The sequence below is a fragment of the Pseudomonas sp. WS 5021 genome (assembly GCF_012985535.1).
Lineage (GTDB): Bacteria > Pseudomonadota > Gammaproteobacteria > Pseudomonadales > Pseudomonadaceae > Aquipseudomonas.
In genome coordinates this window covers 473,826-486,668 of sequence record NZ_JAAQWP010000006.1, presented here as the reverse complement: position 1 = coordinate 486,668, position 12,843 = coordinate 473,826, and the positions used below count along the sequence as shown (strand labels likewise).

Annotated in this window: 9 protein-coding genes and 2 rRNA genes; 5 read left to right on the top strand and 6 right to left on the bottom strand. The window is 59.7% G+C overall.

Annotated elements, in window-relative coordinates; all coding sequences use genetic code 11:
* Window positions 1-183 precede the first annotated feature (183 nt).
* The 3 genes from rrf (HBO19_RS21005) to HBO19_RS20995 all read left to right on the top strand — a co-directional run bounded on the left by rrf (HBO19_RS21005) (window position 184) and on the right by HBO19_RS20995 (window position 2,668).
* Window positions 184-299: ribosomal RNA gene (rrf, locus tag HBO19_RS21005) — 5S ribosomal RNA — on the top strand.
* Window positions 300-408: 109 nt separating this feature from the next.
* Window positions 409-524 (top strand): 5S ribosomal RNA (gene rrf / locus HBO19_RS21000).
* Between the two features lie 263 nt (window positions 525-787).
* Window positions 788-2,668 carry a methyl-accepting chemotaxis protein gene (locus tag HBO19_RS20995; RefSeq protein WP_170058220.1) on the top strand — a complete coding sequence of 627 codons (1,881 nt, stop codon included), beginning with the start codon at window positions 788-790 and terminating at the stop codon, window positions 2,666-2,668.
* Window positions 2,669-2,720: 52 nt separating this feature from the next.
* On the opposite strand, the gene HBO19_RS20990 is transcribed toward HBO19_RS20995, so the two are convergent.
* From HBO19_RS20990 to HBO19_RS20970, 5 genes are all read right to left on the bottom strand, one after another.
* Complete coding sequence (locus tag HBO19_RS20990) at window positions 2,721-3,182, bottom strand: SRPBCC family protein (protein ID WP_170058219.1); 462 nt, start codon at window positions 3,180-3,182, stop codon at window positions 2,721-2,723.
* A 22-nt stretch (window positions 3,183-3,204) separates the two neighbouring features.
* Window positions 3,205-6,594, bottom strand: a complete 3,390-nt coding sequence (locus HBO19_RS20985) for an amino acid adenylation domain-containing protein (protein ID WP_170058218.1) — start codon at window positions 6,592-6,594, stop codon at window positions 3,205-3,207.
* Window positions 6,591-7,538 carry a diiron oxygenase gene (locus HBO19_RS20980; RefSeq protein ID WP_170058217.1) on the bottom strand — a complete coding sequence of 316 codons (948 nt, stop codon included), beginning with the start codon at window positions 7,536-7,538 and terminating at the stop codon, window positions 6,591-6,593. The genes HBO19_RS20985 and HBO19_RS20980 overlap by 4 nt, the downstream gene beginning before the upstream one ends.
* The gene (locus tag HBO19_RS20975) at window positions 7,535-8,305 is read right to left on the bottom strand and encodes a DUF3050 domain-containing protein (protein WP_169957163.1); all 771 of its coding nucleotides are present in this window, start codon (window positions 8,303-8,305) and stop codon (window positions 7,535-7,537) included. The genes HBO19_RS20980 and HBO19_RS20975 overlap by 4 nt, the downstream gene beginning before the upstream one ends.
* 544 nt (window positions 8,306-8,849) lie before the next feature.
* On the bottom strand, window positions 8,850-9,560 hold the full coding sequence (locus tag HBO19_RS20970) for a GntR family transcriptional regulator (protein ID WP_169957165.1): 711 nt from the start codon (window positions 9,558-9,560) through the stop codon (window positions 8,850-8,852).
* 266 nt (window positions 9,561-9,826) lie between these two features.
* Between HBO19_RS20970 and lapG the strand changes: the two genes are divergently transcribed.
* Together lapG and lapD are read left to right on the top strand one after the other, a co-directional pair.
* Window positions 9,827-10,519, top strand: coding sequence for a cysteine protease LapG (gene lapG / locus HBO19_RS20965; RefSeq protein ID WP_170058216.1), 693 nt, complete (start codon window positions 9,827-9,829; stop codon window positions 10,517-10,519).
* Window positions 10,520-10,533: 14 nt separating this feature from the next.
* Window positions 10,534-12,480 (top strand): cyclic di-GMP receptor LapD, encoded by a 1,947-nt coding sequence (gene lapD / locus HBO19_RS20960; RefSeq protein ID WP_170058215.1) that lies wholly within the window; start codon window positions 10,534-10,536, stop codon window positions 12,478-12,480.
* A gap of 14 nt (window positions 12,481-12,494) precedes the next feature.
* On the opposite strand, the gene HBO19_RS20955 is transcribed toward lapD, so the two are convergent.
* Window positions 12,495-12,833 carry a hypothetical protein gene (locus HBO19_RS20955; protein WP_029300706.1) on the bottom strand — a complete coding sequence of 113 codons (339 nt, stop codon included), beginning with the start codon at window positions 12,831-12,833 and terminating at the stop codon, window positions 12,495-12,497.
* Between the last annotated feature and the right edge of the window lie 10 nt (window positions 12,834-12,843).

The following is a 12,843-nucleotide window of genomic DNA, read 5'->3' as shown; positions in this document are numbered from 1 at the left end:
AATACTAATTGCCCGTGAGGCTTGACCATATAACACCCAAGCAATTTGTTTCTCGAAAGAGCATCAGATTGCGGTGTGTGAAGACGAAATGAACCGAAAGTTCGAATCTCACAAAACACCGAAAGCTATCACATACCCAATTTGCTGAAGCGAGGCACTTGCCACGACTCAGTACCCGAATTTCTTGACGACCATAGAGCATTGGAACCACCTGATCCCATCCCGAACTCAGCAGTGAAACGATGCATCGCCGATGGTAGTGTGGGGTTTCCCCATGTGAGAGTAGGTCATCGTCAAGATTAAATTCCAAAACCCCTGTTTGCTAACGCAGACAGGGGTTTTGTTTATGTAGAAGTCCATGAATTTCACCGGACCGTTGCTAGCGCAACGCTCTGGTACACAGAATTTCTTGACGACCATAGAGCATTGGAACCACCTGATCCCATCCCGAACTCAGCAGTGAAACGATGCATCGCCGATGGTAGTGTGGGGTTTCCCCATGTGAGAGTAGGTCATCGTCAAGATTGAATTCCGAAACCCCCGTCTGCTAGCGCAGACGGGGGTTTTGTCGTTCTGGGGACCTAAGTGTCCAATTCTGACCGCCTGTCGGCTTCTTACATAAAAAGAAGATGTATCCCACAAATTCCTAAGATTTATCCAGCCTTGGCCGAAAGCCTGATGAGCCATGCGTGCACCGAAATAGAGCGGTCGTAGAGTCCGCCTATACCGTACATGGAACGTTGCATTCGGCACGCTCACCCCCTTTTGGCAAAAAGAAGTCGATGAAATGAATCTCAAGTTCAGTCATAAAATTCTGTTGGCCGCGTCAGGCGTCGTGGTTTTGGCCTTCGCGCTGTTTACGTTGTACAACGACTACCTGCAGCGCAATACCATCAGGCAAAACCTGGAGTCATCTATCCAGCAGTCGGGTGACCTGACTGCCAGCAGTGTGCAGAACTGGCTCAGTGGCCGGGTGCTGGTCCTGGAGAACCTTGCGCAGAACGTTGCTCACCAAGGCAGCAATGCCGACCTCCCCGGCCTGGTTGATCAACCGGCGTTCACCTCGAACTTCCAGTTCACCTACGTCGGTTCCACCAACGGCGTCTTCACCCAGCGTCCTGACGCGAAAATGCCTGATGGCTACGATCCGCGTCAGCGCCCTTGGTACAAGCAAGCGGTCGCTGCCGACAAACCCATGCTGACCCCGCCTTATATGGCCGCCGTCGGTGGTTTGATCGTCACCATCGCGATGCCGGTCAAGAAAAATGGTGAGCTGCTGGGTGTAGTGGGTGGCGACTTGAGCCTGCAAACCTTGGTGAAGATCATCAACTCGGTGGACTTCGGCGGGATTGGCCACGCGTTCCTGGTCAGCGGCGATGGGCAGGTGATTGTCAGTCCTGACCAAGAACAGGTAATGAAAAACCTCAAGGATATCTATCCGGGCAGCACCGTCCGTATTGAGAAGATCAACCAGGATGTGGTCCTCAATGGCCAGGACCGCATCCTGTCCTTCACCCCGATCAGCGGCTTGCCTGGTGCGGACTGGTACATAGGGCTGTCGATCGATAAAGACAAAGCCTACGCCCCCCTAAGTAAGTTCCGCACCTCCGCCTTGATCGCAATGTTCATTGCCGTCACTGCAATTGCCGTATTGCTGAGCCTGTTGATCCAGGTGCTGATGCGCCCGCTGACCACCATGGGTCGCGCCATGCAAGACATTGCCCAGGGCGAGGGCGACCTGACCCGCCGCCTGGTCGTGGAAAGCAAAGATGAATTCGGTGAGCTGGGTGGTGCGTTCAACCAGTTTGTCGAGCGTATCCATGCCTCGATCAGCGAAGTGTCCTCGGCGACCAGGCATGTACACGATCTTTCCCAGCGCGTGATGGCATCGTCCAACGCTTCGATCATCGGTTCTGACGAGCAGAGCGCCCGTACCAACAGCGTTGCCGCGGCCATTAACGAACTGGGTGCCGCCACCCAGGAAATCGCCCGTAACGCCGCTGACGCCTCGCAACACGCCAGTGGCGCCAGCGAGCAAGCCGATGACGGTCGCCAGGTCGTAGAGAAAACCATCCTGGCGATGTCCGAGTTGTCGCAGAAGATCAGCCTGTCCTGCACGCAGATCGAAACCTTGAATGCCAGTACCGACAACATTGGCCATATCCTCGATGTGATCAAAGGCATCTCCCAGCAAACCAACCTGCTGGCCCTCAACGCCGCTATTGAAGCCGCCCGTGCTGGTGAAGCCGGCCGTGGTTTTGCCGTGGTGGCTGACGAAGTGCGCAACCTGGCCCACCGTACCCAGGAGTCGGCAGAGGAGATCCACAAGATGATCACCTCGTTGCAGATCGGCTCACGCGAAGCCGTGACCACGATGAATGCCAGCCAGGTGTCCAGCGAAGAAAGCGTCGAGGTTGCCAACCAGGCCGGTGAACGCTTGATCAGCGTGACCCAGCGTATCGTCGAGATCGACGGCATGAACCAGTCGGTGGCCGCTGCCACCGAGGAGCAGACCGCTGTGGTGGAGACGCTCAATGTTGATATCAACCAGATCAACCTGCTGAACCAACAAGGTGTGGCCAACCTCAACGAGACCTTGAAAGACTGTGACGCGCTGTCACAACAAGCCAATCGCCTGAAGCAACTGGTCGACAGTTTCAAGATCTGATCACCCTGCCAGTCAATGTGGCGCAGTGCAGCAATGCACTGCGCCATTTTTTTCAGCCAAGCAGTTGGCGCACGTTATCCAGTGCACTGTCGGCGAAGGCCTGGATGAATTGTTCAAATCCCTCTTTGTCGCTGGCATCAACGGGTTCGGCGATGATGGTCCAGGTCGCCCGCGCCTGGTTCTCCCCCTGCGACTCAACGCTCATTGCGGCCCACAGCCGGGCCACGCCCAAGGTGTTATAGATCGTCGTCCAGGTCATGTGCATCGCCTGCGCATCGTGGCTATTGAGCTGTTCCACGACCACATTGCCGTCGTGGAAGCATTTCTTGCGCAGCGATCCCACACCGCTGCCGATCATCGTGATACTTGCCAGGGCAGGGATGAACGCGTCAAAGCCTGCGAAGCGACCCACGACCCCCCACAGGTTGACGGCGCTGCAGGCAATCGCCACAGATGACACCACAGGCCTGCCCACGGGGTTTTGGATCAACGTATCGGGTTGCAGCTGTCTCATAATTTTTTCCCTGGTGGCGGTGTCACAGAAAGCCGATGGCATTGAGGTACTGGCACCCTCTGCGTAACAGCGCGGGTGCTTTTTCGGGGTATTGCATGCCCATCTGCTCGACGCCATAGCGTGCGTTCTCGTGGCGAATCATCGAGATATCGCCAATGTCTTCTCCCAGCCCATTGAGGTAAAACCCGAGCACGCCAAACAGGGCATTCTCGCGACCCACTTCACCTAGCTGGTGTTGCCAATCCGCCACGCTTACCAATTCGAACGCATGACCTGCCTGGCGGAACGACTCCACGTAGGTTTCCCACCGCAGTGGCTGCGGATTGTGCAGGTTGAACACGCTGCGCTCGGCAACGCAGTTGCCACTGTGGAAGGCAATGAACTGCGCCAGGAAATCCACCGGCATCAGGTCGAAGTTCAAGCCCAGGCGTGGCACCCGGCCCAGCTGCAGCGAGCCCTTGAGCATCAGCATCAGGCGGTTTTTGTGTGGTTGGCAGACGCCGTTGCGGCTATTGAAACTGATGTTCCCGGGGCGATAGATGTTGATCCAGGCGCCTTGCCCCGCAGCGCGCCCCAAGAGGCGTTCAGCCACCCATTTGGAAAGGTTGTAGCCGTTCTTGATGTAGAGCGGCGGGGTGCTTGCCGCAGGCGCTTCAAGCACCTGCCCGTCGGCTCCGACGCTGCTTGACGCGGATAATGTGGAGACAAAATTGAGCACCTTCTTACAGTGGGTTTCGCACAGTCGCAGGCACTCAAGCACCGGTTCCACGTTGTCCTTGGCCAGCGATGCGTAGTCCATGACGTGATTGACGTGGGCCGCGCTGTGTATCAGCACCCCGTACTGGCGGGCGAGGTGTTCATAGACATGGGCCTCAAGCCCCAGGCGAGGTCGGCGCAGGTCGGTGGCGTACACCCGCACGCGGCTCAGGTCCAGGTGTTCCAGGCGGTATTCACGCAACGCCTCGGCAAACCGTGTAGCGGCTGATTGCCCTGGGTTTTCGCGCACCAGGCAGGCGACTTCTGTCGCTCCGGCCATCAGCAAGGCTTCGACGATGTGCACACCCAAAAAGCTGTTGGCGCCGGTCACGATCGCCTTGTGGCGATTGCCCGCGCGCGCTCCTGGCAACAGGCTTATGTCCAGGGCGCGTAGCGCGTCGCTGATCGCCCGGTCGCTGGGGGCAGCACCTGGCAGGCTGTCGCTCATCAACGCGGCGAGGGTCTGCACCGTTGGCGCTTCGATAAACCGGTTGAGGGGCAGGCTGCGCCCGTACAACTCGCGAATCCGCAGGAGCATGGTTGAAAGCAGAATGGAGTGACCGCCGAGATGGAAAAAGCTGTCGTCAGTCGACATCTCGTCGACCGGCAACCCCAGCAGTTCACTCCACAGGCCCAGCAATTGCCCTTCCAGCGGTGTTTGGGGGTGGCGTTGAGGGTTTTCCGAGACGGCTTGAACCGTCAGCGCCAGCAAGGCCTGGCGGTCAACCTTGCCATTGCTGCCAGAGGGCAGGCTCGTCAGCTCTGTGCACACGGTCGGCTGCATATAGTCCGGCAGCATTTGCCTGGCATGTTGCTTGAGCGCGGCCAGGGCTGCGCCCGAACCATTGGGATCAGGCTGTGCCACAAACGCCAGGACCCGTCGATCACGGTCAATCACCACCGCGACCTGGCGAAACAGCTGGCTGGCGCGCAAGCACTGCTCGATCTCTTGGGGCTCGACCCGAAAACCACGGATCTTCACCTGCTGGTCCTGGCGCCCGACCAGCGCGATACCCTCGGCCGTCCATTTCGCCATGTCGCCCGTGCGGTACGCGTGCAAGGCCTGGCCGTCAGGCAGCCCAAGGCGCACAAAGTGCTCGGCGGTCTGGCGTGGCTGGTTCAGATACCCAAGGCTCACCCCGGGGCCGACGATATACACCTCGCCAACTACCTGGTCCTCGACCGGCTGGCGCTGCTCGTCGAGGATCAGCACCTGGCTGTTGGCGATGGGTATTCCGAGGTTGAGGTTGCTGTCGTCAGCCTGCATCCGACGGCTGCTGACCAGTACTGTGGCTTCCGTCGGGCCATAGAGGTTGTGCAAGGCGCATTGCCCGGCCATCTGCCGGATGACATGGGGCTCACAGATATCACCGCCGGTCAGCAGGTGTTGCAGGCCCAACGGTCGGTCCATTGGCAGCAGGCTCAACAGCGCCGGCGGCAGGAAGGCATGGGTGACGCGCTGTTGCTGGATCAGTTCAACCAACTGGAGTGGGTCACGACGCTGTTCTTCACTGGGAACAATCAGGGTCGCGCCCTGGTTCAGGGCTGGAAAGAGATCGACCAGCGAAGAGTCGAAACTCACGGACGAAAATTGCAGTACACGGCTGTGCTCGCTGAGTTCGACATGCTGGCTGTACCACGCCGAAAAATGCGCCAGGTTTTGCTGGCTGAGCAACACCCCCTTGGGCTGGCCGGTAGTGCCCGAGGTGTAAAGCACCATGCTGGCGCTATCAGCCGTGGGCGAGGTGAGCGCCAAGGGGCAATTGTCGTCCACGTGCTGGCTGTCCATGCGGCTGACGTCCACCGCCATGAAATGCTTGCGCAAGGGATGTTGGCCATCATCGAGCAACACCACGGCCCCGGCGTTTTCCAGCATGGCTCGTTGGCGCGGCAGCGGGTGGCCCGGCTCGAGCGGCAGATACACCGCGCCGCAACCCAGGGTCGCCAGAATGCTGGCGTACAACTCGATCGACTTGCCCAGGCAGATCCCGACCACGGGCGCCGGCCCCGGCCCGAGCAAGGGTTGTAGAACCTGCCGGATGGCCAGGCTGTGTCGCAACAGCTGTCGATAGCTCAGGCTAAGCCCGGCAATCTCCAGGGCCGGCCGATCGGCGAAGACCCGCAAGCTCTGCTCCAACTGTTTGATCAGCGGCGTCCGGGCTTTTTGCAGGAGCACCGGGTCAGCGGTCCGGTTGAGGCGATGCAGGTAGGCCAGTCCTTCCAGGCCTTGCAGGCTCTGCTCGGCAAACGTGGCGGCGCTAGCACGTTGTGTGAAGTGCCCGGGGTTGCGCGAAAAGCCGCTGACCTGCAGCGCGACCCACTCGACCAGGCGCGTCACTGCCTGGCGTCGCAGTCGTTGGCCGTTGCCACAGGCTGGCGGTGTCAGGTCCAGCGCGGCCAGCAGCTGGCGTGTGCGGTCATAGCAGCGTATTTGCAGGGCTGGCAGGCCACACTCACTCATCGGGCCGATGCACAGGCGCAGGCTCATCATGGTCACGCCGGCCAGTTCCTGGGCGAGGGGCTGGGTGCCATCTTCAATCAGCAAGTCGATTGCCGGCGCCTGCGCGGCAAGGTCATGCCCATAGGGTTGCAGTGCCTGCCCCAGCTCATACAAGGCCGCACTGCTACCGACCAGGCTAATCCCAAGGCGTCTCATGACTGGCCCCCGGCTGCCGGCAGGTAGGCACTCAACGCATGGGCGACACACGAGGTTTGCAGCAACCCGCTGCGGCGCAGGAACCCCATGATGTTGCCGATCAGCGGGTGCTGGCGGGTGATGGGAAAGGCCGGGGTCTGTACCTCGACCCGCAGCGCCTGGCGAGTGCGCGCCGGCACATCCAGATGTTCGATCAACAGTCGGTCGAAGTCCCTTTGCAGGTCATTGGTCAAATAGTGTTGCAGGAACACCGGCAGGGTTCGGGCGATGCCGTCGCGATCCTCTTCGCTTGCCGTTTGCCAGTAGAGCCTTACCAGGCAGGTCCAGAAGCTGGCGTGGCGGCCCTCGTCAGCCAGGTGGTCGGCCATCAGGCCCCGGACCGACTGCTTGACGCTGTCATCCTTGGCAAACGCCGCCACGTCATGGGTGACCGTGTTCTCGGCAATCGCCACGCACACCAGCTCCACCGCATCATGCAGATGCGCCGGTGCCTGGGCCTGAGCGATGGGGATGGCACGGCTCAACTCGATGGCGGCCGGTAGCGGCAGCGGCGCAATACCTGTCTTTTCCTGCGTTTGCTGCATGAAGTCCAGGGCAACGAGGGCGTGATAATCCTCATCGACCACCACGGTCATGGCGTCGTAGCGGCACGCGGTAGGGAAGGGGATTGAAAAACGATTCTTGGCGATGCTCCGTGCGGTTCTATCGACGATCTCGGTCTCAAAGATCACCACGTCGTTGAGGAATTTGTAGAGCGTCTGCACCAGCACAAAATCGCGCCACTGCGGGCAGTGCTCGAGAAAACCCGCACTGAGTACCAGCGGTTGGCGACACAGGGGGTAGATCAACTTGTCGTCATCTTCCAGCAGGCGTCGCGGGCGAGTGCGGATAGTCGCCTGATGCTCCCAGTCGGCCGCGAACGAGCGATAGTCGAGGGCGTTCACAGGCTCACCTCCTGGCGGCCTGCGTGCTGGCGCAGGCCGTCCCACAAGGCAATGCGGCTCTCTACGGCGCTGAGGGCGGCGTTCCAGGCCTGTTGTTCGAGCACCGGGTCCGCCAGTGTCAGGCGTCGGAGCAGGCGCTCTGCGGCCGGCTCATGGCCCTCAGCGTCCAGCTCGATGTGGCGCTGGAGGTAGTAGCACAAGCTGGGGGCCTGCCGGTGGGCGACGTCGCTGCCCTGCAGGATGCGCTTGAACATCGCCGGGATGACGCTTTCCCGGCCATGCAGGAAGGTCGCGGCTACACAGTGGGTCGGGGCGTTCAGGGCGACGTCCAGGGTGTGCCGCACAAAGCGCTCTACCGCAGGATCAAGCGTGATCTGCGCCAAGGCACTGTCGAGGCTTGCACCCTCTCGCTGCAACGCGATGAAGCGTTCGATGGTGGTGGTGCAGGCCCCTACCTCGCGCATTGCCTCCAGGTACAGTTCGAAGTGACTGCTATGCCCGTCGCCCAGGCGCAGGTCCGATTCCTCGTCGAGGACAATTTCGTTGATCAGCCGCGCGGCCTGCGGGTCCGCCGGCGGGAGCCAGGGCAGGCGCACGCAGGTCAGGTCCTGTTGCAGGCGTTTGGTCAGGGTCATGAAGTCCCAGACGGCGAAAATATGGTTCTGCATAAAGTGCTGTAACTGCGGGAAAGAGTTGATTTCCAGGAAAATCGGATGTTCATGTAGTTGCAGTTTTTTTTGTCTGAGTAGTTCTTGGAGTTGAAACATGGTTAATGCCTATAAGTCGTTATGCCGACTCAAATAAAAAGGTTGTTTAGAACCAAGTGTGCATTACAGGTAAGTGTTGCGTCGCGCAGTCATGGGAATGACACGGCTGGCTTGGTTATCCGGCAAGCAACAAGTAGTGACAAAGCAACTTAGACTTATTGGATAGTTTGTCGTCCACAGTCGTGCCTAAGCCTGTGCCTACGCTTTCGACTGAAGTGCCAAGACCAATTAAAGGATAATCACTTGGTTAAGTATTCAAATACTTTAAGAGTTGTATAAGGTTTTTTTGCAGGAAGGAATGTTTCGTAGTCGAGCTTACTGTTCGATGTGAGAACTTTCCTTCTTGTTTGCAGGTTTTAAATTATTGGACTTAATGACCAGGCTTAAATCCGCTTTTGCATTTGCAATGCTGGATGTTTCCTGACGGTCAATGTCGAGTCGGTTGCCGGAGCGGCCAAGGGGTGACGGCAGCAGAGGCCGGCTTTGGACGTGTGCGGCGCCTGGCAATCCAGGTCGCGCACGTAGCGGCTAAAGCCGGGAGAAATCAACGCGCCCCTTTGTCGTTCTCCTGCTCGAGGCCGTTCAGGTAGTGAGTGATCACTTCCATCCCGCGCATGAGGTGATTGCGCAGGGTCAGTACACTTTCCTCGACCTTTTTCTGCGCGACCAGGGTGAGCAACTCGCGATGGTCCTCTTGGGAAGTTTCGCCCAGCCCCATGGCTTCGAGGTTGAAACGCAGGAACCGCTCCTCCTCATTCAGCCCGTGCTCTACCAGGCTCAACAACCGCTGGTTGGGAGCCTTGCCATACAATGCCATGTGAAACAGGCGGTTGAGCCGGCCGATTTCGTTGTAGTCGGTTTCGTGCTCAAGGGTGTCGATCAAGGCACCCGCCTGCTCGATATCACTTGTGCCCAGCAATGGGATCGACAAGCGCAGCGCCTCCGACTCCAGGAGAATTCGCAGGGCGTAGGTTTCCGCCGAGTTATCTTCAATCAGCGGGGCGACCACGGCGCCTTTATGGGTGACAACATGCAGCAGCGACTGGGCTTCCAGCTGGCGCAGGGCCTCGCGCACCGGCATACGGCTGACTCCGAACAGGCTGGCCAGCTCTTGCTGGCGCATGGCGGTGCCGCAAGGCAGGCGGCCATCCAGTATGGCGTTGCGCAATGTTTCTTCAATAACGGAGCGGGCGAGGTGAGCGGGAATGGGCCCACTGATCTTGATGCTGCTCAAAGGGTTCGGCTTGTGCGTCACGACTACGCTATCCTCCTTTCTTGTTGGAATGGGTTTTGGCTAATTGGATCCAAAGAACACTAGAGATTGCATGCAGGCTTGTCAAACAGGCAAGGTTTCCCTTTGTAAGCGACTCAACAGCGCGGTTTTTCATCGCACATTATGGCTTGCTGGCGTCTTACAAGGCGCGATTGCTTAAGCTCAGTGATTGCACCGTGCCATTGTCTTTTGCCGACCGACCCTTCACCATCGATTGATTCTCCGTCTCTTTCTACGGACTGAAGCCATTGGCGGTACGTTTTACTCCCTCGCGGATCCTGTGCTGGTTGTTTTCAGTGCTGCTGCTGGCTGGCTTGTTGCCTGGCGGGCTGCATGCCGATTGGGATTTCTCCCAGATCAGCCGGCGTGCCACCACGCTCTATGGGCCACTGGGCGCGGGCCAGCAGCGTATCGATGACTGGCAGCGGCTGCTGGCCACGCAAAAACAAGGCAGCGAGCTGGAGCAGCTCAAGGTGGTCAACCTGTTCTTCAACAAACGGGTGCTCTATGTCGAAGACATCGACCTGTGGAACCAGGTCGATTACTGGGAAACGCCCATCGAAGCCCTGTGGAAGGGCGCCGGCGACTGTGAAGACTATGCCATCGCCAAATATTTCAGCCTACGGCACCTGGGTGTCTCCAGCGACAAATTGCGCATTACCTACGTCAAGGCATTGCGGCAGAATCGCGCCCATATGGTCTTGACCTATTATTCGACGCCAGAGGCCATGCCGCTGGTGCTCGACAGCCTGATCGACGAAATCCAGCCTGCCAGCCAACGGACCGACTTGCTGCCGGTCTACTCCTTCAACGCCGAAGGTTTGTACCTGCCGGGCGCCAAGGGCAACAAAAAGGTCGGCGACACCAAGCGCCTGTCGCGCTGGCAGGATGTGTTGAAAAAAATGCGTGCGGAAGGCTTCCCAGCCGAGCCGGCCAACTAGGAGTAACTGTTCAGATGTCACTGTTCAAACAGCTGTTGATCGCTATCTGTCTGTTCCTGGTGGTCGCTTTCAGCGGCAGCTTCATGGTCAGCCTGGAAAGCTCGCGTACCCAATACGTGAACCAGTTGCGCTCCCACGCGCAGGATGCGGCGACCGCCCTGGCGCTGTCCCTGACGCCCAATATCGACGACCCGGCGATGGTCGAGCTGCTGGTCAGCTCGATCTTCGACAGCGGTTATTACGCCAGCATCCGCGTGATCGACGTGACCAATGACCAGGTCATCGTCGAGCGCAGCGGCATCCCCGACAATAACGGCGTGCCCAACTGGTTCGTCAAGATGATCGGCCTGGAGCCGGCCGGTGGCGACGCCCTGGTCAGCCGTGGCTGGGAGCAGGCGGCGCGGGTCGAGGTGGTCAGCCATCCGATGTTCGCCCTGGCCAAGCTGTGGCAGAGCGCCCTGGGCAGCCTCGGCTGGCTGCTGTTGTGCGGCGCCGTCAGTGCGGTGCTGGGCGCGTTGTTGCTGCGCCGCCAGCTCAAGCCTTTGGACTACATGGTCAAGCAGTCCCACGCCATTGCCCGCCGCGAGTTCCTGAGCCTGCCGGATCTGCCGCGCACCCCGGAACTGCGCCGCGTGGTGCAGGCGATGAACCAGATGGTGGAAAAGCTCAAGGCGCTATTCCAGGAACAGGCCGAGCGCAGCGAAAAGCTGCGGGTGGAGTCCTATCAGGACAACCTCACAGGCCTGGCCAACCGTCGCTATTTCGAGATGCAACTCAACGCGCGGGTCAGCAACCCCGAAGAGACCAGTTCAGGCTACTTGCTGGTGCTGCGGGTCAAGGACCTGGCCGGCCTCAACCAGCGCCTCGGCGGCCAGCGTACCGACCAACTGCTGCAGGCGGTTGGCGAGCAACTGCTGCGCCAGTGCGAGCCGTACCCGGAAACCCACAACCTGGTCACCCGAATCCGCGGTGGCGAATTCGCCGTGCTGGCGCCGGGGCTGATGCGTGAAGAGGCGTTGCAGCTGGCGCAGAACCTGGAAAGCACCTTGCAAAGCCTGCAAGCCACCGGCGCCAGTGATGTGTCGCCGGTCGCTTGTATTGGCCTGGCGCCTTTCAATCACGGTGATTCGCCGCAAGCCCTGCTGACCCTGGCCGACCAGGCGCTGGCCCAGGCCGAGACCCTGGGGGATGTCAGCTGGGTGTGCCTGGACCACAGCGCGGCCGCCAGCGTCGGCGACGATCACCATGCCTGGCACACCCTGCTGGACCAGGCGCTGACCCAACAACGCTTCGAGCTGTACTTCCAGCCGGTAGTGGCCACTCAGGATCCGCAACTGATCCTGCATTACAAAGTCCTCTCGCGGCTGGTCGACGACCAGGGTCATACCATCCCTGCCGGGCGCTTCCTGCCTTGGCTTGAGCGCTTTGGCTGGTCGGCGCGCCTGGACCGGGTGATGCTGGAACTGGTGCTCAAACAGATGGCCAGCCATGAGCAGTCGTTGGCCCTGAACCTGTCTGCGGCCACGCTGGCCGACCCGCAAGCGCTGAACCGCGTGTTCGACCTATTGCGCCAACATGCCAACCTGGGCCCGCGCCTGACCCTGGAAATCGGTGAAGAGCAACTGCCCGAACAGGCCGTGCTGGAGCAGTTGACCCAGCGCCTGCGGGAGCTGAATTTTTCCCTCAGCCTGCAACGCTTTGGCGGGCGCTTCAGCATGATCGGCAACCTGGCGCGCCTGGGCCTGGCCTACCTGAAGATCGATGGCAGCTACATCCGCGACATCGACCAGGAAAGCGACAAGCGCCTGTTTATCGAAGCCATCCAGCGCGCAGCCCACAGCATCGACTTGCCGCTGATTGCCGAGCGGGTCGAAACCGAAGGTGAGTTGCAGGTGATTCGCGAGATGGGGATTTTTGGCGTGCAGGGCCAGCTGTTTGGCGAGCCGGCGCCCTGGCGCTGAGGCCGTGGCCGGCCTCAGATCAGGCCGGTCTCATCATCATTGATCAGGTGGCTCAGGCCACCCAGTGATTCCCGTGCGTTGCTACGGTCCTTGAGCTTGGCTTGGGCAGCCACCGGCAGGTCCGTGAGGTTGATCACGCCTTTTTGGATCAGCACCTGAATCAAGTCTTCCAGCACCCGGATCATCTCCGAGTCACTGTGCTTGAGCTGCTTGAGGCTCAGCTCCGCTTCTTCATTGGCAAACCAGGCCTGGATCTCATGATGATCCGCGGGCAGGGTGCCGGTCGATTCGGCGAAGGCAACCGCTTCGGCGCGAATCAGCTCACCCTGTGCATCACGTTGCACGTAGAACATTGAACATCCC

Bases quoted from the DNA above. Each gene is read 5' to 3' on its own strand.
- HBO19_RS20995 (WP_170058220.1), top strand. From the start codon at position 788: ATGAATCTCAAGTTCAGTCATAAAATTCTGTTGGCCGCGTCAGGCGTC.
- HBO19_RS20955 (WP_029300706.1), bottom strand. From the start codon at position 12,833: ATGTTCTACGTGCAACGTGATGCACAGGGTGAGCTGATTCGCGCCGAA.
- lapD (WP_170058215.1), top strand. From the start codon at position 10,534: ATGTCACTGTTCAAACAGCTGTTGATCGCTATCTGTCTGTTCCTGGTG.
- HBO19_RS20975 (WP_169957163.1), bottom strand. From the start codon at position 8,305: ATGTTTCAACTCCAAGAACTACTCAGACAAAAAAAACTGCAACTACAT.
- HBO19_RS20990 (WP_170058219.1), bottom strand. From the start codon at position 3,182: ATGAGACAGCTGCAACCCGATACGTTGATCCAAAACCCCGTGGGCAGG.
- HBO19_RS20985 (WP_170058218.1), bottom strand. From the start codon at position 6,594: ATGAGACGCCTTGGGATTAGCCTGGTCGGTAGCAGTGCGGCCTTGTAT.